This is a genomic window from Streptomyces sp. NPDC014861, from assembly GCF_043081625.1.
Lineage (GTDB): Bacteria > Actinomycetota > Actinomycetes > Streptomycetales > Streptomycetaceae > Streptomyces.
On sequence record NZ_JBIBWV010000001.1, the window covers coordinates 119634 to 146352 of the forward strand.

Annotated in this window: 20 protein-coding genes; 13 read left to right on the plus strand and 7 right to left on the minus strand. The window is 73.2% G+C overall.

The window, feature by feature from the left end; translation table 11 throughout:
- Positions 1-91: 91 nt before the first annotated feature.
- The 9 genes from ACF1BN_RS00395 to ACF1BN_RS00435 all read left to right on the plus strand — a co-directional run bounded on the left by ACF1BN_RS00395 (position 92) and on the right by ACF1BN_RS00435 (position 10573).
- Entirely contained in the window at positions 92-1030 is a 939-nt protein-coding gene (locus ACF1BN_RS00395; protein ID WP_392329350.1) for a carbohydrate ABC transporter permease, read from the plus strand.
- A complete protein-coding gene (locus ACF1BN_RS00400; protein WP_392329351.1) occupies positions 1027-1947 on the plus strand; it encodes a carbohydrate ABC transporter permease in 921 nt (306 codons plus the stop codon). The genes ACF1BN_RS00395 and ACF1BN_RS00400 overlap by 4 nt, the downstream gene beginning before the upstream one ends.
- Complete coding sequence (locus tag ACF1BN_RS00405; RefSeq protein WP_392329352.1) at positions 1944-3182, plus strand: Gfo/Idh/MocA family protein; 1239 nt, start codon at positions 1944-1946, stop codon at positions 3180-3182. Before ACF1BN_RS00400 ends, ACF1BN_RS00405 begins: the two co-directional genes overlap by 4 nt.
- Positions 3179-4027 carry a PmoA family protein gene (locus tag ACF1BN_RS00410; RefSeq protein WP_392329353.1) on the plus strand — a complete coding sequence of 283 codons (849 nt, stop codon included), beginning with the start codon at positions 3179-3181 and terminating at the stop codon, positions 4025-4027. Before ACF1BN_RS00405 ends, ACF1BN_RS00410 begins: the two co-directional genes overlap by 4 nt.
- Complete coding sequence (locus ACF1BN_RS00415; RefSeq protein WP_392329354.1) at positions 4024-5667, plus strand: family 43 glycosylhydrolase; 1644 nt, start codon at positions 4024-4026, stop codon at positions 5665-5667. The genes ACF1BN_RS00410 and ACF1BN_RS00415 overlap by 4 nt, the downstream gene beginning before the upstream one ends.
- A 104-nt stretch (positions 5668-5771) precedes the next feature.
- Positions 5772-7106, plus strand: coding sequence for an ABC transporter substrate-binding protein (locus ACF1BN_RS00420; RefSeq protein ID WP_392329355.1), 1335 nt, complete (start codon positions 5772-5774; stop codon positions 7104-7106).
- Positions 7103-7999 (plus strand): rhamnogalacturonan acetylesterase, encoded by an 897-nt coding sequence (locus ACF1BN_RS00425; protein WP_392329356.1) that lies wholly within the window; start codon positions 7103-7105, stop codon positions 7997-7999. Before ACF1BN_RS00420 ends, ACF1BN_RS00425 begins: the two co-directional genes overlap by 4 nt.
- A 12-nt stretch (positions 8000-8011) precedes the next feature.
- Complete coding sequence (locus ACF1BN_RS00430; protein ID WP_392329357.1) at positions 8012-9307, plus strand: polysaccharide lyase family 1 protein; 1296 nt, start codon at positions 8012-8014, stop codon at positions 9305-9307.
- A gap of 120 nt (positions 9308-9427) precedes the next feature.
- Positions 9428-10573: a pectinesterase family protein gene (locus tag ACF1BN_RS00435; RefSeq protein ID WP_392329358.1), complete on the plus strand. Its 1146-nt coding sequence runs from the start codon at positions 9428-9430 to the stop codon at positions 10571-10573.
- 64 nt (positions 10574-10637) lie between these two features.
- On the opposite strand, the gene ACF1BN_RS00440 is transcribed toward ACF1BN_RS00435, so the two are convergent.
- The 6 genes from ACF1BN_RS00440 to ACF1BN_RS00465 form a co-directional block, all read right to left on the minus strand.
- Positions 10638-11294, minus strand: a complete 657-nt coding sequence (locus tag ACF1BN_RS00440; RefSeq protein ID WP_392329359.1) for a hypothetical protein — start codon at positions 11292-11294, stop codon at positions 10638-10640.
- Complete coding sequence (locus ACF1BN_RS00445) at positions 11294-11836, minus strand: SigE family RNA polymerase sigma factor (RefSeq protein ID WP_392329360.1); 543 nt, start codon at positions 11834-11836, stop codon at positions 11294-11296. Before ACF1BN_RS00445 ends, ACF1BN_RS00440 begins: the two co-directional genes overlap by 1 nt.
- Positions 11823-12872, minus strand: a complete 1050-nt coding sequence (locus ACF1BN_RS00450) for a LacI family DNA-binding transcriptional regulator (RefSeq protein WP_392329361.1) — start codon at positions 12870-12872, stop codon at positions 11823-11825. Before ACF1BN_RS00450 ends, ACF1BN_RS00445 begins: the two co-directional genes overlap by 14 nt.
- Before the next feature lie 236 nt (positions 12873-13108).
- A complete protein-coding gene (locus ACF1BN_RS00455; RefSeq protein WP_392329362.1) occupies positions 13109-13912 on the minus strand; it encodes a phosphatidate cytidylyltransferase in 804 nt (267 codons plus the stop codon).
- Positions 13909-15777, minus strand: a complete 1869-nt coding sequence (locus ACF1BN_RS00460; RefSeq protein WP_392329363.1) for an aminotransferase class I/II-fold pyridoxal phosphate-dependent enzyme — start codon at positions 15775-15777, stop codon at positions 13909-13911. Before ACF1BN_RS00460 ends, ACF1BN_RS00455 begins: the two co-directional genes overlap by 4 nt.
- A gap of 192 nt (positions 15778-15969) precedes the next feature.
- On the minus strand, positions 15970-18885 hold the full coding sequence (locus tag ACF1BN_RS00465; protein ID WP_392329364.1) for a glycoside hydrolase family 48 protein: 2916 nt from the start codon (positions 18883-18885) through the stop codon (positions 15970-15972).
- Positions 18886-19166: 281 nt separating this feature from the next.
- On the opposite strand from ACF1BN_RS00465, the gene ACF1BN_RS00470 reads away from it, so the two are divergent.
- Together ACF1BN_RS00470 and ACF1BN_RS00475 are read left to right on the plus strand one after the other, a co-directional pair.
- Positions 19167-20741 carry a cellulase family glycosylhydrolase gene (locus tag ACF1BN_RS00470; RefSeq protein ID WP_392329365.1) on the plus strand — a complete coding sequence of 525 codons (1575 nt, stop codon included), beginning with the start codon at positions 19167-19169 and terminating at the stop codon, positions 20739-20741.
- A gap of 65 nt (positions 20742-20806) precedes the next feature.
- Entirely contained in the window at positions 20807-22549 is a 1743-nt protein-coding gene (locus tag ACF1BN_RS00475; RefSeq protein WP_392329366.1) for a glycoside hydrolase family 6 protein, read from the plus strand.
- A gap of 170 nt (positions 22550-22719) precedes the next feature.
- Here the strand turns inward: ACF1BN_RS00475 and ACF1BN_RS00480 are convergent, their stop codons facing one another.
- Positions 22720-23742, minus strand: a complete 1023-nt coding sequence (locus tag ACF1BN_RS00480) for a LacI family DNA-binding transcriptional regulator (RefSeq protein ID WP_392329367.1) — start codon at positions 23740-23742, stop codon at positions 22720-22722.
- 537 nt (positions 23743-24279) lie between these two features.
- On the opposite strand from ACF1BN_RS00480, the gene ACF1BN_RS00485 reads away from it, so the two are divergent.
- Positions 24280-25617, plus strand: coding sequence for an ABC transporter substrate-binding protein (locus tag ACF1BN_RS00485; RefSeq protein ID WP_392329368.1), 1338 nt, complete (start codon positions 24280-24282; stop codon positions 25615-25617).
- 91 nt (positions 25618-25708) lie between these two features.
- Complete coding sequence (locus ACF1BN_RS00490; RefSeq protein WP_392329369.1) at positions 25709-26719, plus strand: carbohydrate ABC transporter permease; 1011 nt, start codon at positions 25709-25711, stop codon at positions 26717-26719.

Consider the following 26719-nt stretch of genomic DNA (forward strand, 5'->3'; position numbering starts at 1 on the left):
CCGGTCTGTCGAACGCCGTTCGCGAAGCGCTTCACCACAGGTGAGGCCGCTCCCGAACCCCGCACGCCCGCCCGAGAACGGAGCCGCCGTCATGGCCACAGCTGTGACCAAACCGCCCCGAGCCACCCCGCCACGGGGGCGCCGCCGCACCGGAGCGACGCCCCGCCGGCTGCCGTACCTGCTGATCGCCCCCGCCGGCCTGCTGATGCTGGGCTTCATCGCCTACCCCGTGCTGAGCGTCTTCTACTACAGCCTCCAGCACTACAACCCGACCAAGCCCTGGCGGAACGGCTTCGCCGGCTTCGACAACTTCACGAAGATCTTCACCGACGACCCGCACTTCTGGGGCACGCTCTCCTTCAGCCTCAAATGGGTCGTGGTGGAGGTGACGCTCCAGCTCCTCTTCGGGCTCGCGCTCGCCCTCATCGTGAACCAGACCTTCTTCGGCCGGGCACTCGGCCGGGCGCTCGTCTTCTCCCCCTGGGCCGTCTCCGGCGTGCTCACCTCGGCGATCTGGGTGCTGCTCTACAACTCGCAGACCGGCATCACCCGCTACCTGGCGGACCTCGGCATCGGCGAGTACGGCACCTCCCTGCTCTCCGACACCGGCACCGTCTTCTGGGCGGCGATCGTCGCGGACCTCTGGCGGGGCGTGCCCTTCTTCGCCATCCTCATCCTCGCCGACCTCCAGTCGATCCCCGGCGACCTGTACGAGGCCGCCGAGGTCGACGGAGCGGGCCGGCTGCGCCAGTTCTTCCACATCACGCTCCCGCACATCCGGGACGCGATCGTCCTCTCCACGCTGCTGCGCGCGGTGTGGGAGTTCAACAACGTCGACCTGCTGTACACGCTGACCGGCGGCGGACCCGCGGGCGTCACCACGACCCTGCCGCTGTACGTCGCCGAGACCAGCGTCGACGCCCACAACTTCGGCTACGCCTCCGCCCTCACCACGGTGGCGTTCGTGATCCTTCTCTTCTGCTCGATCGTCTATCTGCGCCTGAGCAAGTTCGGAGGCGACAGCAAGTGACCGCCGCAGCCACCCCCACCCGCACCGCGCCCGCCGGGCCGGCCACGCCCCCCGCGGACCCGCCGGACCGCACCCCGCCCGCGAGCGCCCGCACGAAGCACCGGGCCTGGGACGAGGTCCCCCGCTGGCAGATCTACCTGCCGCTCGGCGTCTACCTCGTCTTCACCCTCGTCCCCTTCTACTGGATCCTCCTCTTCGCCGTCCGGCCGGCCGGCTCGACCTCGCTGCTGCCCTGGCCGATGACGACCGAGCACTTCGAGAAGGTGTGGACCGACCGCAGCTTCGGCGTCTTCTTCCAGAACAGCCTGCTCATCGGCGTCGCCGTCCTCATCAGCACCACCCTGGTCGCCCTCGCCGGCGGATACGCCCTCGCCCGCTTCGAGTTCCGGATCAAGAAGGGCTTCATGCTGGCCCTCCTCTGCTCCCAGTTCGTGCCCGGCGCCCTGCTCCTGGTCCCGCTCTTCCAGATCTTCGCCGAGCTGCGGATGATCAACTCGATCGGCAGCGTCATCCTCGCCGAGACGGTCTTCCAGCTGCCGCTGTCGATGATCCTCATCAGCGGCTTCATCAGGAACGTGCCGCCCTCGCTGGAGGAGGCCGCCTGGGTCGACGGCTGCTCGCGCTTCCGCGCCTTCCTGATCGTGGTGCTGCCGCTGCTGCGGCCCGGTCTGGTCGCGGTCGGCTCCTTCGCCTTCGTCCACGCCTGGAACCACTTCCTCTTCGCCCTGATGTTCCTCAGCAGCCAGAGCAAGCAGACCATCCCGGTCGGCCTCAACACCCTCATGGGCGCCGACAGCGTCGACCTCGGCGCGCTCGCTGCGGGCGGCGTCATCGCCGCCGTCCCCGTCGTGATCGTCTTCGCCTTCATCCAGAAGTGGCTCGTCACCGGCTTCAGCGCCGGGGCGGTGAAGGGATGAGCCCGATGCCCGCCTCCGCACCCCTGCCCGCGCCCACCCCTCGACCCTCCTCCGCACCCCTGCCCACCCCTCGGCCGCCCGCCGCCGCGCCCCTGCCCGTCGTCCTCGCCGGCGCCCGCGGTCACGGCCGCAGCCACCTCCTCAACATCCACCGCCTGGAACGGCTCGGCCTCGTCCGCCTGGCCGGCGTCTGCGAACTCCGCCCGCTCGACGCCGCCGAACTCGACGGGCTCGGCGCCCCCGCCCAGTCCGACGACTTCGAGGCCCTGCTCGCCGCGACCGGCGCGAAGCTGGCCGTCCTCAGCACCCCCATCCAGACCCACACCGACATGGCGCTCGCCGCCGCCCGGCACGGCGCCGACCTCCTCCTGGAGAAGCCCCCGGCCCCCTCCTACGCGGAGTTCCAGCGGATGGCCGACGGGGTCGCGGCGGCCGGCGCCGCCTGCCAGATCGGCTTCCAGTCGCTCGGCTCGCACGCGATCCCCGCCGTCCGCGCACTCATCGCCCAGGGCGCGATCGGCGAGGTCCGGGGCGTCGGCGCCGCCGGCGCCTGGGTCCGCGACACCGCGTACTTCCGGCGCGCCCCCTGGGCCGGCCGGCGCCGCCTCGACGGCCGGGACGTCGTCGACGGGGCCCTGACCAACCCGCTGGCCCACGCCGTCGCCACCGCCCTCGCCCTCGCCGGGACCACCCGAGCCGAGGACGTGACCGGCGTCGAGACCGAGCTCTTCCACGCCCACGCCATCGAGTCCGACGACACCTCCGCCGTCCGCGTCACCACCGCCGCCGGCCTCCCCGTGACCGTGGCGGCGACCCTCTGCGCCGAGAGGACCGGCGAACCGTACGTCGTCGTGCACGGCACCCGCGGCCGGGTCACCTTCTGGTACCGGGAGGACCGCGTCCTGCTCCAGCGCGCCGGACACGGTCCCGAGGAGACCGTCCACGGGCGCACCGACCTCCTGGAGAACCTGGTCGCGCACGTCACCGACGGCACCCCGCTGCTCGTGCCGCCCGCGGAGACCGGCGCCTTCATGCGGGTCGTCGAGGCGGTCCGTACCGCGCCCGACCCGCTGCCGCTGCCCGCCGCCCACTGGCGCGCCGAGCCCGGCGCGAGCGCCGAACGGCGGGTCGTGGCCGGCGTGGAGGCGCTGGTCGACGCGAGCGCCGAACAGCTCAGGCTGTACTCCGAGCTCGGCGCCCCCTGGGCGGCCCCGGTCCCGGCGGAGGCCCGATGAACGCCGGCACCGGCACCACCGCCCTGCGGGTCGCGGGCCGCACGGTCGCCCACTGCGTGACCCGCCCCGCACTGGCCGCCGGCCACTCCCCCCGGCCCTACCTGCACCCCGTGACGACACTCGCCGGACGGACCGTCACCGAGGCGCTGCCCGAGGACCACGTGCACCACCTGGGCGTCTCCGTCGCCGTCCCCGACGTCGACGGACGGAACTTCTGGGGCGGGCGCACCTTCGTCCGGGGCCGCGGCCCCGTGGAGCTGGACAACCACGGCGCGCAGCGGCACGACGGCTTCAAACTGTGCGACCCCGACGGCTTCGTCGAGGAGCTGAGCTGGACCGCCGGCGGCGAGCGGCTGCTCGCCGAGCACCGCACGGTGGCCGCCGTCGCCCTCACCGACACCGCGTGGGCCCTCGACCTCACCTTCTCCGTCGCCAACGTCTCCGGCCGCGACCTGTCCATCGGCAGCCCGGCCACCAACGGACGCCCCGGCGCCGCCTACGGCGGCTTCTTCTGGCGCGCCCCCAAGGAGGCCGCCGCCCCCGAGGTGTTCGGCCCCGCCGGGCACGGCGAGGAGGCCGTCCACGGCGCCCGCGCCGACTGGGTCGCGATGGCCGGCGACGGCTGGACGCTGGTCCTCGCCGGCGCGACCGGGACCACCCGGCGCGATCCGTGGTTCGTCCGCGCCGCCGAGTACCCCGGCGTCGGCTCCTCCCTCGCGTCCGGGGAGCGGCTCGCGGTCCCGGCCGGCGGGACCTTCGTCCGGCGCGTGGTCACCGTCGTCGCCGACGGCCGCCTCGACCGGGACGAGGCCTCGGCCCTGGTGCGCAAGGCGGTGGCGTCGTGACGGGCCGGGGCGCGCGGGGGTGCGCGGTGCCCGAGGTCACCGGCGACCTGGGGAACGGCACGTACCGCAACCCCGTCCTGGCGGCCGACTGGTCCGATCCCGACGTGGTCCGGGTCGGCGAGGACTTCTATCTCACCGCCTCCAGCTTCGGCCGCGCCCCCGGCCTGCCGCTGCTGCACTCCCGCGACCTCGTCAACTGGACGCTCGTCGGGCACGCGCTGCGACGGCTCGTCCCCGAGGAGGCGTTCGCCGCGCCCCGGCACGACCGCGGGGTGTGGGCGCCGTCCCTCCGCCACCACGACGGCCGGTTCTGGATCTTCTGGGGCGACCCCGACCACGGCGTCCTCCAGGTCAACTCCCCGGCGATCGAGGGGCCGTGGAGCTCTCCGCACCTGGTGAAGGCGGGGCTGGGCCTGATCGACGCGTGCCCGCTGTGGGACCCGGAGACCGGCGAGGCGTACCTCGTGCACGGCTGGGCCAAGTCCCGCGCCGGCTTCAACAACCGGCTCACCGGCCACCGGATGAGCCCGGACGGCACCGAGGTCCTCGACGAGGGCCGGACCCTGATCGACGCCGACCTCCTCCCCGGCTGGTTCACCCTGGAAGGGCCCAAGCTGTACCGGCACGAGGGCCGGTTCTGGATCCTCGCCCCGGCCGGCGGTGTCGCCACCGGCTGGCAGGGCGCCTTCCGCGCGGACTCCTTCCCCGGCCCGTACGAGGAGCGGATCGTCCTCTCCCAGGGCGACACCGACGTCAACGGCCCGCACCAGGGCGGCTGGGTGCGCACCGGAGCCGGCGAGGACTGGTTCCTGCACTTCCAGCAGACCGGGGCGCACGGCCGGCTCGTCCACCTCCAGCCGATGCGCTGGGACGAGGACGGCTGGCCGGTCCTGGGCGACGAGGGCTCCCCCGTGCGCGTGCACCGCAAGCCGGCCCTGCCGGAGGCACCGCCCGCCCGGCCCGCCGTGGACGACGCCTTCCCCGGCGGCGCGTTCGGCCCGCAGTGGACGTGGACCGCGAACCCCGGCACGGGGTGGACGGCCCCGCACGAGGGGCACGGACTGCGGCTCGGCTGCGTCCGTACGGACCGGGCCCACGACCTGCGGGCGGTACCGCACGTACTGACCCAGCGGCTCCCCGCCGGCGCCCGGACCGTCGAGGTCCGGCTCCGGCTGGAGTCCGAGACGCCCGGGGCGCGCGCCGGACTGGTCGTGCTCGGCGACGCGTACGCCTGGATCGGCCTGGAACGCGCCGCCGACGGCGGGGTGCTGCTCGCCCACCGCTTCGCACCCGGCAACGCCGACCGCGAGCGGGACGCGGCCCGGGCCCGGCCGCTCCCCGCCTCCGAGGCGCTGCTGCGGATCGAGGTCACGGCCGACGCCCGCTGCCGCTTCTCCTACGACACCGGCGAGGGACCCGTCCGGATCGGCCCCGAGTTCGCGGCCACCCCCTGGCGGTGGGTCGGCGCCCTGCTGGGCCTGTTCGCCGCCGCTCCCGAGGCGGACGGGACTCCGTCCGGGGCGGGCGCGGACGGGGCGGGCGCGGACGGGGCTCCTTCCGGGGCGGGGGTCTTCACGGACTTCCGCAGCCGCGCCGCCGCGGTGACCGCCGTCGACCCCGGGGTCACCGCCGACCGCTGAACCCCGGCGGCTCCCTCGTACTCCCCCACACCCACAGGCACACCCATCACCATCCCCATCCCCACCCCCATCCCCCGCACCACCCCGAGAGAAGAGAGCCGACGATGACCATCTTCCCCGGCCGGCGCAGAGCCGCCCTCGCCCTCGTCCTGTCCGGCGCCCTCGCGCTGACCGTCACCGCCTGCGGTGACGGCGGCAGCGGCGCCGGGAGCGAGGGAACCGAGGGATCGGGCAAGGGCAAGATCACCTTCTGGGACAACAACGGCGGTGTCCGCACCGACGTGTGGAAGGAGATCATCGCCGACTTCGAGAAGGCGAACCCGGACATCGACGTCGAGTACGTCGGCGTCGCCTCCAAGGAGGTGCAGTCCAAGTACGACACCGCCATCCAGGGCGGCGCGCTGCCGGACGTGGGCGGCGTCGGCGCCGCGATGCTCGCCGGGATCGCCGCGCAGGGCGCCCTGGAGCCGCTGGACGCGCGGATCGAGAAGAGCGCCCTGTTCGGCAGGTTGAACAAGGGCATGGTCGACTCCGTCCGCGCGGCCGGCGGCCAGGACAAGCTCTTCACGGTGCCGACCTCCGCGAGCAACGGCGTCCTCTACTACCGCACCGACCTGTTCGAGGCGGCCGGCCTCGAAGAGCCGTCCAGCTGGTCGAAGTTCTACGCGGCCGCCGACAAGCTCACCGCGAAGGACAAGAACCGCTTCGGCTACACCATCCGCGGCGGCGCGGGCTCCATCGCCCAGGCCCTCGACGCCATGTACGGGCAGAGCGGCATCCAGACCTTCTGGGAGGGCGACAGGACCACCGTCAACGACCCGAAGAACGTCGCCGCGCTGGAGAAGTACGCGGCCCTCTTCAAGAAGAACACCCCGGCGGCCGACGTCAACAACGACTTCACCAAGATGGTCGCCCAGTGGGACAGCGGCGAGATCGGCATGCTGAACCACAACCTCGGCTCGTACCAGGACCACGTGAAGGCCCTGGGCACCGAGAAGTTCCGCGGCATACCGAACCCGACCCTGGACGACGGCAGCCGCGTGATGGTCTCCAACCCCGTCGACGGCCTCGGCCTCTTCTCCTCCAGCAAGAACAAGGCCGCCGCCTGGAAGTTCATCGAGTTCGCCGCGGGCCACGAGTCCAACTCCAAGTGGAACAAGTCCGCCGGCGCCATCCCCGCCCACACCGAGGCGGCCAAGGACGCCTGGCTCCAGGAGGCCGAGCCCACCAAGCTCGCCGCCGAGGTCCTCTTCAGCGGCAAGGCCACCATCGTCCAGCTGCCGTACTACCTGCCCGACTGGAACACCATCTCCAAGGCCGACAACGAGGCCGACTTCCAGAAGGTGCTGCTCGGTTCGATGACGGCCCAGGCCTTCGCCGACTCCCTCGCCGAACAGCTCGACGAGGCCCAGGCCGAGTGGAAGTCCCAGCAGAAGTGACGGTCGGCCGTCGTGAGGCGGTCGCGGCCGGGGCGGGGCTGGTCCTCGCCCTGGCCGCCGGGCCGGCCGCCGCCCGTACCGAGGGCCCCGGCGGGTCCTCCTCCCGGCGCCCCCGGACGCTCTTCCTCGCCGGGGACTCCACCGCCGCGCCGAAGTACGCCGACGCGGCGCCCGAGACCGGGTGGGGGACGGCCCTGCCGTTCTTCCTGCACCGGGGGGTCGCGGTCGCCAACCACGCCGTCAACGGGCGCTCCACCAAGAGCTTCCTCGACGAGGGGCGGCTCGACGCGATCACGGCCGCGCTGTGCCCGGGGGACGTCCTGCTCGTGCAGTTCGGCCACAACGACGCCAAGACCGCCGACCCCGCCCGCTTCACCGACCCCTGGGGCTCCTACCAGGACAACCTGAGGGTGTTCGTCGAGGCGGCCAGGTCCCGGGGCGCCCGCCCCGTGATCGCGACCTCCGTGGAGCGGCGCCGCTTCGACGCCGCCGGCACCGCCCAGCGCTCGCTCGGCGACTACCCGGCCGCGGCCCGCGCGGTCGCCGCCGCCTCCGGCGTACCGCTGCTCGACATCGAGGCGCTGTCGCTGGCCCTGTGGCAGCGGCTCGGCCCCGAGGGCACGAAGACGTACTTCAACTGGACCGCCACCGAGCAGGACAACACCCACTTCAACCCGCCCGGTGCGATCGAGGTGGCCCGGCTCGTCGCCCGCGAACTGCTCCGCACCCGGGTCCTCGCCCCGCGCGAGACCCGCCGGCTCGACGCCGGGATCCCCCCGGAGTGGATCACCTGGCCTCCCGCGGATCCTTCCCCGGATCCTTCCGCCGCCGCTGTCGCAGACCCTCCCGCAGCTCCATCCCCTGCCCCTTCCGCAGCCCCTTCCGCATCCTGAGGAGAACCGCGCGTGAACAGAAGCACGAAGCTGGGAGCGGTGGCCGCCGCCGCCCTCGTCCTCACCGTCACCGCGCCCGCCGCCGGCGCCCACACCGGCCACCGTCCGGCCGCCGACCCGGCCCGCGCCACCCTCCCCGCCGGCGACGGCTGGGCCTCCGACGGCACCGGCACCACCGGCGGCGCCGCCGCCGACGCCTCCCGCGTCTTCACCGTCACCACCTGGGCCGAGCTGCGGGCCGCGCTCTCCGCCCCCGGCACCGAGCCCCGGATCGTCAAGGTCGCCGGCACCCTGGACGCCACCGAGGCCGGCTGCGCCGCCTTCGAGGCCCCCGGCTACGACCTCGACCGGTACCTCGCCGACTACGACCCGGCGGTCTGGGGGTACGAGAACGAGGTCAGCGGCCCGCAGGAGGAGCTGCGCGCCGCCTCCGCCGCCGCCCAGGGCGAGGCCATCAAGGTGAAGGTGCCCGCGAACACCACCCTCGTGGGCGTCGGCAGGAACGCGACGATCCTCGGCGGCAGCCTCCAGGTCCAGGGCGTCGACAACGTGGTGATCCGCAACCTCACCCTGGAGAGCCCGCTCGACTGCTTCCCGCAGTGGGACCCGACGGACGGCGCCACCGGCGCCTGGAACTCGGAGTACGACAGCCTGGTCGTGTACGGCTCCACCCACGTGTGGATCGACCACAACACCTTCACCGACGGCGCCCACCCGGACAGTTCGCTGCCGTCGTACTACGGCGAGGTCTACCAGCAGCACGACGGCGAGCTGGACGTGGTGCGCGGCGCGGACCTCGTCACCGTCTCGTGGAACGTCTTCACCGACCACGACAAGACGCTGATGATCGGCAACAGCGACAGCGCGGGCGCCACCGACCGCGGCAAGCTCCGTGTCACCCTCCACCACAACCTCTTCGACGACGTGGTGGAGCGCGCGCCGCGGGTCCGCTTCGGCCAGGTCGACGCGTACAACAACCACTTCAAGGTGCCGGACACGAACTACGTGTACAGCCTGGGCATCGGCCAGGAGTCCCAGCTGTACGCGGAGAAGAACGCCTTCTCGCTCTCCTCCGACGTGCCCGCCGGGCAGATCCTGAAGAAGTGGAAGGACGCGCCCGTCACGACGAAGGGCAACTACGTCAACGGGCGGCCCGTCGACCTGCTGGCCGTGCACAACGAGCAGTTCCCGGCCGAGGCGCTGCGCGGCGACGCGGGCTGGACGCCCGTGCTCCGCACCCGCGTCGACCACCCGTGGGCGGTGCCCCTCCTCGTCGGTCTCGGCGCCGGAGCCGGCCGCCTGCGCTGACCCTCCCCCCTGCCCCGGACCGGGGCGGAGCGCGGCAACCCCCGTCCCGTCGCGCCCGCCCCGGCCCGGTCCCTCCCTTCCCCCCTCCCCCTGTCACCGCTTCGGCGAAGGAGCCTCCGCATGCCCGCGCACCACCTCCACCGCGGTACGTCCCCGGGCCGCCGGGCCTTCCTCACCGGCGCGGGCGCGACCCTCGCCGCCCTCGCCCTGCCGGCGGCGCCGGCCGTCGCGGCGGGACGGCCGGCGCGGCCCTTCGGGAGGTACGGTTCGCCGGCCTCCCGGCTCACGAGCCGGACGCTCTACGTCCATCCGGGCGGGCTCGGCGACCACACCTCCGTGCGGGCGGCCGTGAGCGCGGCGGACGGGCCCGGCTGGACGCTGGTGCTCGCGCCGGGCACGTACCGGGAGACGGTCTCGGTGAGTCAGGACCGGACCGGGATGACCTGGATCGGGGCGAGCGGAGCCGCCGAGGACGTCGTGGTCGTGTACGACAACGCGGCGGGCACCCCGAAGCCGGACGGCTCCGGCCCGTACGGCACCACCGGATCCGCCACGGTCACCCTCCAGGCGGCGGACTTCACCGCCCACGCGGTCACCTTCGCCAACGACTTCCTCCGCACGGACCTGCCCGGCGACCCGGGCACGCAGGCGGTGGCGGTGAAGGCGCAGGGCGACCGCTCGGCCTTCTTCCACTGCCGCTTCCTGGGCCACCAGGACACCCTGTACGCGGACTCGATGTCCCTCACGGCCTTCGCCCGCCAGTACTTCGCGCACTGCTACGTGGAGGGCGACGTGGACTTCGTCTTCGGGCGGGCCACGGCGGTCTTCGAGCACTGCCGCTTCCGGACGCTGCTCCGCACGGACCTGGCGGGGGCGCCGTACGGCTTCGTCTTCGCCCCGTCGACGGCCCGCGCCAACCCGTACGGCTTCCTGGCCTCCCGCTGCCGGGTCACCAGCGAGGCCCCGGACGGCTTCTACAAGCTGGCCCGCCCGTGGGTGCCCGGCTCGGACCCGACGGCCCGGCCGTCGCTGGTGGTCCGGGAGAGCGTGCTCGGCGCGGGGATCGACGCGGCGGCGCCGTACGCGAACATGCGGGACGTGTACCCGTGGCAGGAGCAGCTCTTCGCCGAGTACCGCAACACGGGGCGGGGCGCGGCGGTCACGGTCCCGGAGAACCGCCCCCAGCTGACGGCCGCGCAGGCGGCGACGGCGACCCGGACCGCGTACCTCGGCGACTGGAGGCCGGCCGCCGAGGTGTGCCGTTGAGGCGTGCCACCGAGGTGTGCCGCTGAGGTGACGGGCGGAGCCGCCGGGCCGGGGGGCCGCGCGGTCAGCCGAAGGTGCCCCGGAGGGTCGTCCGGCCGCCGTCGCGGCCGGTGAGGACGACCGCGTACGAGTCGCCCGAGGCGTCCCGCGTGCCCTCGGCGTGGTTGTACTGGGCGGCGAAGGTGTGCGGGCCGGCCGGGACCGTGCGGCCCGGTCTCAGCGTCCAGCGGTAGACGAGCGCGCCGGACTCCTCCGCGACCGTCACCGTGAAGTCGTCCGCCGACCGGGTCTGCCAGTGGCCGGTGCTGACGACGCCGCCGTCGAGGACGACCCTCACCTCCACGGTGACCCCGGTGACTTCGGCCTCGGTGGTGACGGCCAGGTCGCTCTGGGCCCACCACTCGTTGCTGCCGGGGTCGATGGTGCCGGCCGCGCGGGCCGCCGGGCCGGGCGCCGAGACTCCCGCCGGGGGCGCGGACCTGTCCTGGAGGGCCGTCACGGCCAGACCGCCGAGGCCGACGACGCCGACGACGGTCGCCACGGCCGCCGCCATCACCGGCCACCGGCGGCGTCCGGCCCAGGGGGCGGCCCCGGACTTCCGGGTGCGGCCCGCCGGTGGCGCGGCCATGCCCTGTTCGACGCGGGCCAGCATCCGGGCCCGGTCCGGCCGGTGCGCGAGGGCCGCCTCGCGCAGCTCGCCGCGCAGCCGTGTCTCGTCCATCAGCGCCTCCCCGCGGCGAGTTCGGTGGCGGCCCGTTCCCCGAGCAGCTTCTGGAGTTCGGCCATGCCCTTGGCCGTCTGGCTCTTGACCGTGCCGACCGAGACGCCCAGGGCCAGGGCCGTGTCCCGCTCGGAGAGGTCGAAGGCGTGGCGCAGCACGACGCAGGCCCGTTTGCGGAACGGCAGGGCGCGCAGCGCGGTGCGGACGTCGATGACGGCGGGCACGTCCGGGTCCTCGGTGTGCTCGGGGCGCCGGTCCCAGAAGGCGGCGATCCGGCGGCGCTCGCGGACGGTGCCGCGGATGCGGGTGCGGACGAGGTTGGCGACGACGCCGCGGGCGTAGGCGGCGGGGTGGTCGGCGGCGCGGACCCGGTCCCAGCGGTGCCAGAGGGCGAGCATGGCGTCGGCGGCGAGGTCGTCGGCGGCGTCGGTCTCGCCGGTGAGCAGGTGCGCGAGGCGGGCGAGCTCGGCGTAGTGGCGGTCGAAGAACTCCCGGAACTCGGCGGCCTCGTCGCGCTCCCGGCCGGCGTCAGCCCCGGCCACGGGCGTCCCCGGGGGCGATGGGCGGGGCCGGGGCGGGCGCCGGACCGGTGGCGGCGCGGACCGTGAGGCGGGGGGCGAGGAGTTCGGTGCCGTGGGCGGGTGCGCCGCGCAAGCGGGCCACGAGCCGCTCGACCGCGATCCGTCCCAGGTCCTGGGCGGGCACGGCGACCGCGGTGAGCGGTACGGAGGCGTGGGCGGCGACCTGGTCGGGGCAGAGCGCGGTGACGGAGACGTCTTCGGGGACGGCCCGGCCCTGGTGGCGCAGGACGGCGAGGAGGGGTTCGACGGCGGCCTCGTTCTGCACCACGAGGGCGGTGGTGCCCGGCCGTTCCTCGAAGATCCGGGTGACGGCCGCGGCCACGGCCGCGTAAGTGCCGTCGACGGGCCGGTGCAGCACGTCGAGGCCGTGCTCCGCGGCGGCGGCGCGGATGCCGGTGAGGGTGCGTTCGGCGTAGCCCGTACCGCGGGCGTAGACGGCGGAGGGTTCGCCGAGGACGGCGAGGCGGCGGTGGCCGAGTCCCGCGAGGTGCTCGACGCAGCGGGCGCCCGCCGCGTCGAAGTCGAGGTCCACGCAGTCGAGTCCCGCCGTGTCGGCGGGCAGGCCGATGAGGACGGAGGGCCGCTCGGCCTCGCGGAGGAGCGGGAGGCGGGGGTCGTCGAGTTCGACGTCCATGACGATCATGCCGTCGGCGACGGCGCTGCCCTCGACGCGGCGGACGGCCTCGGGGCCCTCCTCGCCGGTGAGGAGCAGCACGTCGTAGCCGTGGGCGCGGGCCGTGGTGGTGACGGCCATGGCGATCTCCATCATCACCGGCACGTAGAGGCCCGTGCGCAGCGGCATCATCAGGGCGAGGATGCTGGTCCGGCTGCTGGCGAGGGCGCGGGCGCCGGCGTGCGGACGGTAGCCGAGCTCGTCGATGGAGTGCTGGATGCGCTCGCGGGTGGCGGCGGAGATGGACCGCTTGCCGCTCAGGACGTAGCTGACGGTGCTGGTCGACACCCCGGCGTGACGGGCGACGTCGGCGAGGGTGACCACGTGCGTGCTCCTGGGCTGGTCCGAGGTGGGAGGGGTGCCCGTCGGCGACAGGGACCCCCGACCCTAAGCGCCCGTTCGACGGCCTGTCCAGGCGCGGCGGGAGGAGTCCAAGGGCCGGGGCTCGGCGCGGGGTTGTGCGGGGGCGTCCGGCGCGAGGGGACGGACCCCGTCGCGCCGGCGCCTTCCGGCGGGTGTCGCACCGGGTGGGCGGACGGGGACGCGTGGTGCGGAACGGGTCAGCCCAGCACCAGCAGCACCGCCAGGGCGACGAGCAGGGAGTCGATCCGGTCGAGCAGACCACCGGCGCCGGCGAGCCAGTTGCCCGCGTCCTTCGCGCGGGCACCCCGCTTGACCATCGACTCCAGCAGATCGCCGAGCGGACCGCCGACGGCCACGGCCACCGCCGTCTGCCAGGTCAGGGAGGACAGCAGGGCGAGCGTGAGGAGGCCGGCGGCCGCCCCGGCGAGCGTGCCGCTCCAGCGCTTGGCCGGCGAGAGCGGGGAGAGCCGGGGGCCGCCGAGCCGGGGGCCCGCCGCGTACGCGACGATGTCGGCGACCGACACGGCCACGAAGAGGACCAGTCCGAGCGGGCCCGAGGACACGAGGCCGGCCAGGACGCCCAGCCACACCAGTCCGAGCAGGCCCGCCGCCAGTCGGCGGAGACCGTGCTCCGCGTCGCCCGACAGCAGGGGCACCCCGGCGATCACCAGCGCACCGGCCGCCGCCACCCGGAACACCTCCCCGGGCGCGAGCCACGCGGTCAGGACCAGGGCGACGACCGCGGCTCCCAGCACCGCCCGGTCCACCGTGCCCAGTCCGAGCAGCCCGCCGTACTCCACCACCGCGACCGTCCCGACCACCGCCGCGAGCACCGCGATCCCCGGCGGTCCGGCCCAGAACGCGGCGGTGACCAGGGGCACTCCGAGCGCCCAGACGCACCAGCGGACGATCAGCTCGCGCCGCCGGGTCGCCGCCGCGGCGAGTCCTCCGACCGCGAGCGCCCCGCCGAGGTAGGGGACGAGCCCGGCGACCGTCGTCACCGGGAGACCCCGAACAGCCCGCCCGGCGCCACGGGCGCGGTCCCCGGCCCGTCCGGCACCGCCGATACGGATCCGGGCCCGCCCCGCACCGCCTCCGACGCGGCGGGCCCGCTCGGCGTCACCGGCACCACCCGCTCCGGCCCCGGCGCGCGCAGCGCCGCCAGGGCGGTCCGGCAGGCCGCCACGATCCGCGCGTTCTCCGCCGTGTCGCGGACGGCGACGCGGACGGTCCGGCCCTCGTACGCCGGGGACATCGGCGACAGGTCGCGCAGGTACACGTCGTGGCGGCGGCACTCGCGCACCAAGCGCGCCGCGCTCGGGCCGTCCGGCGGCAGGGTCACCGTGAGGAAGTTGGCGATCCCCTCGTCGACCGAGGAGAGGCCGTCGAGCTCCGCGAGCCCGGCGGCGAGACCCCGGCGCAGCTCCGCGGTGCGCGCCCAGCGTTCGGCGTAGTAGGCGGGGTCCCGCAGGGCCGTCACGGCGGCCAGCTGGGCCGGCAGGCTCACGGGCCACGGCGGCGTCCACCGGCGCAGCTCGGCGGCCGTGTCCGGGTGCGCCACCAGGTAGGCGGCCCGCATCCCCGACAGCGCGTACATCTTCGACAGGGAGGTGCAGACCACGACCCTGCGGTCGAGGGGGGCGAGCGCGGCGAGCGAGTCCGCCGGGTCGACATAGCCGAGGTACGCCTCGTCGATCCACCACCGGGTGCGCGCGGGTGAGGCCTCGATCACCGCTCGCAGCGCGTCGGCGGGGGTGTGGCGCCCGGTCGGGTTGTTGGGGTTGACCACCACCACGAGGTCGTAGCGTCCTGTCCGGGTCGCGGCGGCGAGCCGGTCCGGGTCGAGCAGCCAGCCGTCCTCGCGGCGCAGCCGGAGCCGGTCGACCCGGCAGCCGATCACCCGCTCGGTGACGTGGGCGTACTCGCCGTAGCTCGGATCGAGCAGGAGCACCCGGCTCGCGGGCGTCAGCCACCGGCCGAAGGCCCGGAAGATCAGGTCGGACGAGCCCGCCCCGACGACCAGCGACTCCTCCGGCAGTCCCCGGGCGGCGGCGAGTTCCGTGAGCAGTCCTTCGGCTCCCGTGGGCGGCGAGGTCCGCGCCGCCCATCCCGGGTCCTCCGTCAGGACCGCGCGGACGGCGGGGGACGGCGCGAACCAGGCGTCCAGCACATCGGCCGGCACCACCTCGTGACGGCGGCTCAGGGTGCGGAAGTCCGTGCCGACCGCCGAGAAGAAGGCGCCGCCGTGCTCGCAGCCGTCCGCGCGCGGCGCGAACGGCACGTCGAGTTGCCAGTCGAGGCCGGCCCGCAGCCGTTCCAGGGTGCGGCCGTGGCGCTCCTGGACGGTCCTCGTCAGCTCGGCGACGGATCCGCTCAGCACCTCGAAGGTGACGGCGCCGGAGCGGACGGTGCGCCCCTCCGGCTTCAGCCCGGTGGCGAGGTACATGTCGAGCAGCTCGGTGCGTCCCATCGCCACGATCCGGCGTCCGCCGCGCGCCGCGGCCCAGCGCAGCGCCGCGTACATGAGGAGCGGCGCCGCGGCGGTGGACCGCCAGCGCTCCTCGACGGTCAGGACCCTGATCTCGAAGGGCGGGTCCTCCGTCAGGACCGGCAGTTCCCCGCGCGTCAGGTACTTGTCCAGGGAGTAGCGGCCGACCCACGGCGGGGTGAGGCTGACGAAGCCGATCCGGGTCCGTCCGCGCGCGGCGACGAGGTAGACGTTGTCGCCGTCGAGCCCGTCGCTCAGCCGTCCCGACGGATCCTCCGGATGCTGCCCCAGCTCCCGCGCGTACACCCGATGGCGCAGCTCGTGGATCCAGTCGCGGTCGTCGGGCGTGGCTGCGCGCAGCTGCAGGGTGTGGTCCATGTACGTGTCCCCCAAGGCGGTTCGGCGTTCGCGCCTCAGCATGGAGGAGCCCCGGCGGCGGCACCTGAGTACGCGTACTCACCCCGGTGGCGGCGCCGGGGACGGTGTCGGGGGCGGTCGGAGGCCGGGCGGGCCCCTCGTGGGGTCCACCCGGCCTCGTCGTACGCGGAGCCCCTCGCGCGGGGCGGGCTGTTATTCGAGCAGCTCCGCGTACGAGCCCATGGCCAGGGCGATGTCCGCCTGGGCCCAGAACCGGTGGTAGGTGAAGACGGGGGCGGCGCCGCCCGCCAGGTAGGCCTCGATCTTCGGCCAGGCCGGGTCGTCCTGGTAGAAGGAGCGGATGGAGGCGAAGGTGGAGGTGGAGTCGACCTTGTCGCCGTTGGGCATCACGCCGGTCCAGCCGGTCGGCACGTGCACCGGGTCGTCGAAGCGGTGGTAGTCGGCGCGGGTCTCCTGCACGGCGATGCCCAGCGGGTCCTGGTGGTGGTCCCACATGCCGTCGAGGAGTGCCTTGGCGACGCGCTTGGCCTCGGCGTGGCCGGACTTGGCCGCGTAGTAGGTCAGGGTCTTGGCGTAGGCCGCGGCGACGCCGACGTCGTTCGTGTAGTCGGCGACGGTGACGTGCAGGCCGGCGTTGTCGCCGGGGTTCGCCGCGTTCCAGGTGTCGGGCGCGCCGGACCACTGGAGGGTGGACGGGATGCGGTAGGTGCCGTCGGGGTTGACGGTGGTCTTCGACAGGGCCCAGGAGACCCACTTGTCGAGGACGGTCTTGGCCTCGGCGTCGCCGGTCTGCTGGTAGTACTCGGCGACCCGCTCCATCGACCAGGCCTGGAAGCCGAACCACTGGTTCGACGCCGGGTCGTGGTAGACGGGCTTCTCGTCGTAGTACATGCCGTGGAAGGTGGGGGTGCCGGCCGGCGGGGTGGCGTACCGGCCCTGCCAGCTGTTGGTGGCGCCGCCCGCGATGGCGCCCTCGCTCGACTGGAGCCAGCGGTAGAACTCCAGCTGCCGGTCGAGGCTGGTGGCCCAGTCCGTCCGCCCGGTGGCCGACTTGGGCTTGAGCGGGGCGTACGAGCTCAGCGCGTAGGCGGCGAGGGGGTTCTGGTAGCCGCCGTGGGCGTGGCTGGAGCCGATCCGCCAGGACCAGCCGGCGGAGGTGTCGGTGGCACCGCCCCAGGCGTAGTACCAGGACATCAGGTAGTGGGCGCTGTCCTTGCCGGTGCCGGCCGGGCAGGCCGTCGGGCCGACGCAGCCGCCGACCTTCTTGAAGTACTTGTCGAACATGGCGTACCGCAGGTAGTCGCCCATCTTGGCGGCCTTGCCGATGGTGCCGGCGACCTGGTCGCCCTTGCCCTGCTGCTTGGCCCACAGGTCGGCCCAGTAGGCGGCCTGGACGGCGCGGGCGTCGGCGTCGGGGGCGTTGGTGAACTTCCACTGCTTGGCGTAGGAGGCGTCCCCGGTGAAGAGGTCGAGGTAGCCGTTCTTGCCGCCGTAGGTGAAGTTGTCGCAGGTCGGGTGGGTCACGGTCTCCCAGACGGACTCCTGCGGGCCGCGCTGGAAGGTGTTGACGTAGGAGGGGCCGGTCGCCGTCGGTCCGGCGGAGCACTTGCCCGGTTCGTTGCCGAAGCCGTAGACGTTGTCGACGTCCTGGATCCAGTGCATGCCGTAGATGTCGTCGGTGCCGTAGGCGCTCTTCAGCTCGCCGGCGATCGGGTCGGAGCCTGAGGCGACGCCGCCGTCCAGCTTGGCCGGGTACTGGGACGGCAGGTCCCACTCGGGCGCGTAGGTGGCCGGCTTGGAGGCGTTGTAGGTGCCGGTCGTGGGCGTGTCCGCATGGGTGGGGATCATGTACTTCTCCATGATCGTCCACGCGCCGTTGAACTTGCTCCAGTCGCCGGTGATCTTGCCGTACATGGCTTCCAGCCAGATGAGGTAGCTGTACGCCTCCGAGGTCGTCTGGTGCCCGTGGTCGGGAGCCTCGACGATCAGGGTCTCGACGGAGTGGTACGGGATGCCCTCGGGCGAGAAGTAGCCGTTGGCCGGGTCGGTGATCTTCCCGTACATGTCGAGGAAGCGGGCGTCGTACGTCGAGTCCGCGGCCAGCTGGGTGACGGAGACCTCGGCGCCGGCGTGGCCGGGGGCGGTCGCGCCGAAGACGGCCACGCCGGTGCCGGTGGCGGCGGCGGAGACGGTCACCTTCTGGGCGGTGTTCCAGTTCGCCGGGGTGAAGGCGAGCGTGGCCGGGCTCGCGGTCAGACCGGTGTTGCCCGAGGTGCGGGCGACGCTCACGGTGACGGTGGAGGCGGGGGCCTTGGAGAGCTTGAGGTCGAAGGTGCCGGTGGCGCCCTGGCGGACGCTCAGCGCGCCCGGGGTGGCGACGAGGGCGGGGCCCGCGGCGACCGTGATGCCGACCGGGGCGGACTCGGCGGAGGCGCCCCGGTTGTCGTACGCCTTGGCGTAGAGCGAGTGGGCGCCGGTGGCGAGAGCGGTGGCGCTGTGGGTGAAGGGGGCGGTGGTGTCGGTGCCGAGCAGGGTCGTGTCGCTGTAGAACTCGACCTTGTCGACGGTGGCGCCGCCGGCCGCGGCGGCGGTGGCGGCGAGCGGGACGGCGTCTCCCTGGCCGTAGACCGCGCCGGCGGCGGGGCTGGTGAGCACGGCGACCGGCGGCTGCTGGGCGCCGGTGCAGGGGGTGCCGTTGACGGCGAAGTCCGTCGGGGCGGCGTTGGTGCCGCTGTAGGTGAACTGGCCGCCGGCGGTGACGGCGGCGCCGGGGGCGACGGTGCCGTTCCAGCCGGCGTTGGTGACCGTCACGTTCCTGCCCGACTGGGACCAGACGCCGTTCCAGCCGTTGGTGAGCTTCTGGTCACCGGCGTGGGAGTAGGTGAGGGTCCAGCCGTTCAGGGCGGTGGAGCCCCGGTTGGTCAGGGTGAGTTCGGCGGTGAAGCCCGAACCCCAGTCGTTCGTCTTGTGGTCGACGCTGCACTGCACGGCGGCGGCCTGCGCGGTGCCGGCTCCGGCGCCGGCGGCCAGCAGGCCGAGGGGGAGGGCGAGCGCCGCGGTGAAGGCGGTGAGGCGCCTGCGTGGGCGGCGTGGTCTCAGGGGTGGCATACGGGTGGATCTCCTCGCGGCTCGGGAGGTCGGGGTGTGCGAAGAGCGGACCGTTCAGGGGGTACGTGAACAAGCCGTGAACCAGTGGGAGCGCTCCCACTGTGCAAGCGTGACGCAACCACGTCAAGATGCGTGAAGAGTCGAAGGCAAACGACGAGGAATTTCCTCAACTCCTCTTTTGCTTGGCCTCGGTTGCCGCTACGGTCTGCCCCGACCAGTGGGAGCGATTCCATCCAGGCGGCACGCCGTAGGGGGCGTGCCCTCGCTGTGAGGACTCGCTCATGCGACATCCCCCACGTCTCACCGCGCTGCTCGCAGGAGCAGCGGTCACGATGGCGAGCACCGCGCTCGCCCTCGTGGGTACGGCCTCAGGAGCCGCGGCCGCACCCGCCTGCACCGTGGAGTACTCGGTCACCAACCAGTGGACCGGAGGCTTCCAGGGTGCCGTCACCGTCACCAACAACGGCACCGCGCTGAACGGCTGGAGCCTCGGCTTCTCCTTCCCCGCCGGCCAGCAGGTCAGCCAGGGCTGGGGCGGCAGGTGGACCCAGTCCGGCGCCGCCGTGACCGTCGTCAACGAGAGCTGGAACGGCCGGCTCGACGCCGGCGCGAAGGCGACGACGGGCTTCATCGCCTCGTGGACGGGGGCCAACACGGCCCCGACGGCGTTCACGCTGGGCGGTGCGCCCTGTGCCGTGGACGGGCCGACCACCCCGCCCACGACTCCTCCGACCACCCCACCCACGACACCCCCGACCGATCCCCCGACCACGCCACCCACCACTCCCCCGACCACACCCCCGACCACCCCGCCCACCTCACCGCCGCCGACCCCGGTCACTGGCGCGCCCGAACTCACCGTCAGCGGAAACAAGTTCACCGACCAGAACGGCGCGGTCCGCCGCCTCCTCGGCGTCAACCGCTCCGGCGGCGAGTTCATGTGCGTCCAGGGCCACGGCATCTGGGACGGTCCGGTCGACGACGCCTCCGTGAAGGCGATCGCCGACTGGAAGGCCGACACGGTCCGCATCCCCCTCAACGAGGAGTGCTGGCTCGGCCTGGACAACATCAAGCCCGAGTACCGGGGCGCCCACTACGTCGGCGCCGTCAAGGACCTGGTGGCCAAGGTCCTGGCCCACGGCATGACCCCTGTGCTCGAACTCCACTGGACCTACGGCCAGTACACCGGCAACTCCTCGGGCTGCGGCGACGTGCACGCCTCCTGCCAGAAGCCGATGCCCAACGCCCGGTACACGCCGGCGTTCTGGACCTCGGTGGCGAACACCTTCAAGGACGACAAGCGCGTCGTCTTCGACCTCTTCAACGAGCCCTATCCCGACCGGGCGACCTCCACCGCGGCCCAGGCATGGACCTGCTGGCGCGACGGCGGCACCTGCCCCGGCATCGGGTACGAGGTCGCCGGCATGCAGGACCTGCTGGACGCGGTCCGCGCCACGGGAGCGAAGAACCTCGTCCTCGTGCCCGGCATCGCGTACTCCAACGACCTCAGCCAGTGGCTGACCCACCGACCCACCGACCCGGCGCAGAATCTCGGCGCCGCCTGGCACGTCTACAACTTCAACACCTGCTCCACCGAGACGTGCTGGAACGACACCCTCGCCCCCGTCGCCGCGCAGGTCCCCCTGCTGGCCGGCGAGATCGGCGAGAACACCTGCGGACACGCGTTCATCGACCGCGTCATGAAGTGGTTCGACGACCGCGGGCTCTCGTACCTGGGCTGGACCTGGAACACCTGGAACTGCAACTCGGGTCCCGCGCTGATCAGTTCGTACGACGGCACACCCACCGCGTTCGGCATCGGGCTGCGCGACCGCCTGCGCGCCCTCAAGCCGTGACGTCCGCCCGTCCGGCCCGGCGAACCCCTCGCCGGGCGAACTCCCCGAAAGGAATCCCCACCCCCATGAGCCGCACCAGCCGTACCGCCCTCCTGGCGGCCCTCGGCCTCGTGACCGCGACCGGAGCCACCGCCACGGTCTTCGGCACCGCCACCGCCGGCGCAGCCACCCCCGGCTGCAAGGTCGACTACAGCATCACCAACCAGTGGAACACCGGCTTCGGCGCCAACGTCAGCGTCACCAACACCGGCGACCCGGTGACCTCCTGGACGCTGGAGTGGAGCTACGGCGGCAACCAGCAGGTCACGCAGGGCTGGAACGCCACCATCACCCAGTCCGGCGCCGCCGTCACCGCCAAGAGCCTGTCCTACAACGGCACCCTCGCCACCGGTGGTTCGACCTCCTTCGGCTTCAACGGCTCCTACAGCGGCAGCAACGCCGTGCCGGCCACCTTCAAGCTGAACGGCGTCACCTGCAACACCACCACGCCGCCCACGGACCCGCCGACCACGCCCCCGACCACCCCGCCCACGACGCCTCCCACCACCCCGCCGGGCCAGAAGGCCGACAACCCCTACGCCGGCGCCAAGGTGTACGTGAACCCGGAGTGGCGCGCCAAGGCCGCCGCGGAGCCCGGCGGCACCAAGATCTCCGACCAGCCCACCGGCGTCTGGCTGGACCGCACGGCGGCCATCGCCGGCGCGAACGGCGGCATGGGCCTGCGCGCCCACCTCGACGAGGCCCTGGTCCAGAAGGGCAGCGGCGAGCTCGTCGTCCAGCTGGTCATCTACAACCTGCCCGGCCGCGACTGCGCCGCGCTCGCCTCCAACGGCGAGCTGGGCCCGACGGAGATCGACAAGTACAAGACGCAGTACATCGACCCGATCGCGGCGATCCTGGCCGACCCGAAGTACGCGGGCCTGCGGATCGTCACGACCGTGGAGATCGACTCGCTCCCCAACCTCGTCACCAACGTGGCCGGGCGGCCGACCGAGACCGCCAACTGCAACGTGATGAAGGCGAACGGCAACTACATCAAGGGCGTCGGCTACGCGCTCAACAAGCTCGGATCGATCGCCAACGTCTACAACTACGTCGACGCGGGCCACCACGGCTGGCTGGGCTGGGACTCCAACTTCGGCCCCTCCGCGGAACTGTTCAAGCAGGCCGCGACCGCCGAGGGCTCGACCGTCGCCAACGTCCACGGCTTCATCGTGAACACGGCCAACTACAGCGCCCTGAAGGAGGACCACTTCAAGATCGGGGACAGCGTCAACGGCACCTCGGTCCGCACCTCGAAGTGGGTGGACTGGAACCAGTACGCCGACGAGCTGTCCTACGCCCAGGCCATGCGCGACAAGCTGGTCTCGCTCGGCTTCGACAGCAAGCTCGGCATGCTGATCGACACCTCCCGCAACGGCTGGGGCGGCACCCAGCGGCCCACCGGCCCCGGGGCGCTGACCAGCGTCGACACCTATGTCAACGGCGGCCGCTTCGACCGGCGCATCCACCTCGGCAACTGGTGCAACCAGTCCGGGGCGGGCCTCGGCGAGCGTCCCCAGGCGGCCCCGGCCGCCGGCATCGACGCGTACGTCTGGATGAAGCCCCCGGGCGAGTCCGACGGCGCCTCGAAGGAGATCCCGAACGACGAGGGCAAGGGCTTCGACCGCATGTGCGACCCGACCTACACGGGCAACGCCCGTAACGGCAACAGCATGTCCGGCGCGCTCCCCGACGCCCCCATCTCGGGCCAGTGGTTCTCGGCCCAGTTCCAGGAGCTCCTGAAGAACGCCCACCCGGCGCTGTAACCCTCCCGAGCCCGTGCCCCGGTCCGGCGGGACCGGGGCACGGGCGACGGGCGGGCGACAACGGCCGGACGGGACCCCCGGGTCCCGTCCGGCCTTCGGCCTGCCCGGCCGCGTGGTCCTCGGATCGCCCCGCCGTCCGTCCGGCCGGGCGATCCGGCCGCCCCGCCCCGTCAGCAGGACCCCCGGACCACCAGCTCCGTCGGCAGGACGCGCCTCGGGGCGGGGTCCAGGGTGCCCGCCACGTCGTCGAGGAGCATCCGGGCCATGGTCCTGCCCATCTCCTCGATGGGCTGGCGCACGCTGGTGAGCGGGGGGTCCATGAGACGGGCCACCGGGGAGTCGTCGACGCCGACCAGCGCGACGTCCTCGGGGACCCGGCGGCCCGCATCGCGGAGCGCCGCGCGGGCGCCCGCGGCCATGACGTCGGAGGCGGCGAAGACCGCGTCCAGGTCGGGGCGGCGGTCGAGGAGGCCGCGCATGGCGCGCCGGCCGCCGTCCTCGGTGAAGTCGCCCGCGGCGACCAGGCCCTCGTCGGGGGCGTGCCCCGCCTCCGCCAGGCCGGCCCGGTAGCCGCCGAGACGGGCCCTGGCCACGTACATGTCGAGGGGCCCGGTGACGGTGGCGATCCGCTGCCGGCCGCGGCCGACCAGATGGGCGACGGCGGCGCGTCCGGCGCCGATGTTGTCGGAGTCGACGTACGGGACGGATTCGGCCTCGGAGCGGCGGCCGTTCATCACGACCGGGATGCCCAGCTCGCGGACGCGGTCGGGAAGCGGGTCGTCGCCGTGCACGGAGGCGAGGAGGACGCCGTCGACGCGCTGGGCGGCCAGGTACTGCTCGAAGCGCTGCCGCTCCTGCTCGCTGCGGACCAGGGTCAGCAGCAACTGCTTGTCTGCCTCGGCGAGTTCGGCGCTGACGCCGCGGATCAGATCGAGGAAGTAGGGCTCGGCGAAGAGCCTGGCCTCGGCCTCGGGGATGACGAGGGCGACCGCGTCCGTACGGCTGCCGGCGAGCGCGCGGGCGGCCTGGTTCGGCACGTAGCCCAGTTCGGCCACGGCCCGGGCCACGGCGGCGCGGGTCTGCTCGCTCACGCGCGGGGAGCCGTTGATGACCCGCGAGACGGTGCCCCGGCCGACCCCGGCGCGGGCCGCGACCTGCTCCAGGGTGGGTCTGCTGTTCTGCCGTCCGTTCACCGTCGTCGTACTCCCCTCGCCGGAACCTCGTGCCGCTCACCAGGGCCGCGATGGGCGGACCCTCCGACGGGACGGAGCGGCCGTGCCGGAGGAGGAGGCCGTACGGAAACCACGGCGGTCCCCCGTACGGCGCCTCACCGGCGCCCCGCGCGGGGGCCGCACCGGTGCCCCGTACGGGGTCACGCCGGCAGCCCGTACGGGGCCACGCGGGCGGCCCGTACGGGGCCACATCGGATGGGAGCGCTCCCACCCTAGAGCACCGCACTCCCCCGGCGCCACGCGTGCGTTCAGGAGATGACGTGAAGACCCGGGCCCCGGCGCCCGGAAACCCGCCGAACACCTTCCGGTAACGAATCCGCGTTCATGTCTTGACACCCCCCACCCCCCGGCGGCAACCTTCCGGCAACGACGTGGGAGCGCTCCCATCACGGGACGCGGAACAGCCTGCATCAGGTCCCGGCAGGGCCCGCCGAGCCGCGAGCAGCCGGCCGGACCTCTTGGCGCACAACGAGCACCACCTTGGACGAGGAGAGTGGAATGCGCACTTCCAGCAGCAGACGCGGACGCCGCACGGCCGCCGCGGCGGTCGCCGCAGTGGTCACCGGCACGGTCCTGCTCACCGGTTGCGGAAGCGACAAGGACGACGAGGCCGGGAAGGACGGCGGCAAGATCACCCTGCGCGTCGGGACCTTCGGTTCGTTCGGCTACGACAACAAGACCGGCGCGAAGCTCTACGCCGAGTACGAGCGGCTCCACCCGAACATCAAGATCGAGGAGTCGAACGTCGCCGACGGCCAGAAGTACTGGGACACCCTGAAGCTGCGCCTCTCCCGGAACAGCGGCGTCGCCGACATCCAGGCCATCGAGGTCGGCTACATCGCCGAGGCCACCGGCCCCACCATGGCCGCCAAGTGGCTGGACGTCGTCAAGGACGGCGGCGCCGACACCTCCAAGTTCCTCGACTGGAAGGTGAAGCAGGCCACCACCGCCGACGGCAAGGTCATCGGCCTCGGCACCGACATCGGCCCGATGGCGGTCTGCTACAACAAGGACCTCTTCGCCAAGGCCAAGCTGCCGACCGACCGCGACGAGGTCGGCAAGCTGTGGAACGGCGACTGGGCGAAGTTCCTCACCGTCGGCGAGACGTACAAGAAGAGCGCCCCCGCCGGCACCTCCTTCCACGACTCCGCCAGCGGCCTCTTCAACGCCGTCCTCTCCAGCGACCCCGTCCAGTACGCCGACGCCACCGGCAAGCTCGACTGGGAGAACAGCCCCGGCGTGAAGAAGGCCTGGGAGCTCGGCGTCAAGGCCGCCGAGAGCGGACTCACCGCCAAGCTGCGCCAGTTCGACGAGGCGGGCACCTGGAACGCCGCCTTCAAGAACTCCAAGTTCGCCACCGTCGCCTGCCCGAGCTGGATGACCGGCATCATCAAGGACCAGGCCGGCCCCGCCAACCAGGGCAAGTGGGACATCGCCGCGCCGCCGGTCGCCGGCAACTGGGGCGGCGCCTTCCTCGCCGTGCCCAAGGCGGGCAAGCACACCAAGGAGGCCGCCGAGCTCGCGGCCTGGCTGACCGCCCCCGAGCAGCACGCCAAAGTCTTCGCCGTGAACGGCAACATCCCGTCCTCCAAGGACACCCTGCTCTCCCCGGCGGTGCAGGACGCCAAGCTGCCGTACTTCGGCGACACCCCGGTCGGAAAGATCTTCTCCTCGGCGGCGGCCGGCATCACCCCCGCCGTCATCAGCCGCTACGACGGCCAGGTGAAGACCTTCCTCACCGACAACGGCATCCTCGACATCGAGCAGCGGGGCACCGACCCGGGCAAGGCCTGGGAGAACGTCAAGAAGCTGGTCGACGACAAGATCCAGCAGTAGCGGGGACCGCGCGCCGGCCCGCCGCCACCTGCCGGCGGCGGGCCGGCACCGTCCGCACCACCGCACGCATCGACCTGGAAGGACGCCACCCGTGGCCACCTCCGTACGGGCGGAGCGCGGCGGCACCCCGCCGCCCGCCGCACCGCCCTCCCCGCCCGGCCCCCGCGGCCGGCGCCGCCGCTCCGGCCCGGGCGGCTGGCGCAGCACCCTGTACCGCTGGGACGTCAAGGCGATCCCGTACGTCTTCATCACCCCCTTCTTCCTCACCTTCGCGGCCTTCGGCCTCTTCCCGCTGCTCTACACCGGCTACCTGTCGCTCAACCGCGTCGAGCTCGGCGGCACCCCCGAGTGGAAGGGCCTGGAGAACTACACCGACCTCGCCACCAGCGAGTTCTTCTGGAACGCGCTCCTCAACACCTTCACCATCGGTGTCATCTCCACCGTCCCGCAGCTCCTGATGGCCCTCGGCCTCGCCCACCTGCTGAACTACAAGCTGCGCGGCCGCGGCTTCTTCCGGGTCGCGATCCTCGCCCCGTACGCCACCTCGATCGCGGCGGCGACCCTGGTCTTCGCCCAGCTGTTCAACACCGACTACGGGATGATCAACGGCGTCCTCGACTGGGTCGGGATCGGCCCGATCGACTGGAAGAACGCCAAGTGGCCGGCGCAGATCGCCATCTCCGTCATCGTCACCTGGCGGTGGACCGGCTACAACGCGCTGATCTACCTCGCCGCCATGCAGGCCGTGCCGCAGGACCTGTACGAGGCCGCCTCGCTGGACGGCGCGTCCCGCTGGCGCCAGTTCATCAGCGTCACCATCCCCTCCATCCGCCCGACGATCTTCTTCACCATCATCGTCTCCACCATCGGCGCCACCCAGCTCTTCGGCGAGCCGATGCTCTTCGGCGGCAGCGTCGGCATCAGCGGCGGCAGCGGCCACCAGTACCAGACGCTGAGCCTCCTCATGTACGAGAAGGGCTGGATCACCGGCGCGCTGGGCTCCGCCTCGGCGATCGCCTGGGTCATGCTGGCGCTCCTGCTGCTCATCGGCGGCATCCAGGCGCTGGTCTCCCGCCGCAACCGCACGAAGCTGGGGGACTGA

What these genes read in the sequence shown, in the direction of transcription:
- ACF1BN_RS00395 (WP_392329350.1), top strand. Translation starts at nt 92, where the DNA reads ATGGCCACAGCTGTGACCAAACCGCCCCGAGCCACCCCGCCACGGGGG.
- ACF1BN_RS00405 (WP_392329352.1), top strand. Translation starts at nt 1,944, where the DNA reads ATGAGCCCGATGCCCGCCTCCGCACCCCTGCCCGCGCCCACCCCTCGA.
- ACF1BN_RS00410 (WP_392329353.1), top strand. Translation starts at nt 3,179, where the DNA reads ATGAACGCCGGCACCGGCACCACCGCCCTGCGGGTCGCGGGCCGCACG.
- ACF1BN_RS00420 (WP_392329355.1), top strand. Translation starts at nt 5,772, where the DNA reads ATGACCATCTTCCCCGGCCGGCGCAGAGCCGCCCTCGCCCTCGTCCTG.
- ACF1BN_RS00435 (WP_392329358.1), top strand. Translation starts at nt 9,428, where the DNA reads ATGCCCGCGCACCACCTCCACCGCGGTACGTCCCCGGGCCGCCGGGCC.
- ACF1BN_RS00440 (WP_392329359.1), bottom strand. Translation starts at nt 11,294, where the DNA reads ATGGACGAGACACGGCTGCGCGGCGAGCTGCGCGAGGCGGCCCTCGCG.
- ACF1BN_RS00460 (WP_392329363.1), bottom strand. Translation starts at nt 15,777, where the DNA reads ATGGACCACACCCTGCAGCTGCGCGCAGCCACGCCCGACGACCGCGAC.
- ACF1BN_RS00465 (WP_392329364.1), bottom strand. Translation starts at nt 18,885, where the DNA reads ATGCCACCCCTGAGACCACGCCGCCCACGCAGGCGCCTCACCGCCTTC.
- ACF1BN_RS00470 (WP_392329365.1), top strand. Translation starts at nt 19,167, where the DNA reads ATGCGACATCCCCCACGTCTCACCGCGCTGCTCGCAGGAGCAGCGGTC.
- ACF1BN_RS00475 (WP_392329366.1), top strand. Translation starts at nt 20,807, where the DNA reads ATGAGCCGCACCAGCCGTACCGCCCTCCTGGCGGCCCTCGGCCTCGTG.
- ACF1BN_RS00485 (WP_392329368.1), top strand. Translation starts at nt 24,280, where the DNA reads ATGCGCACTTCCAGCAGCAGACGCGGACGCCGCACGGCCGCCGCGGCG.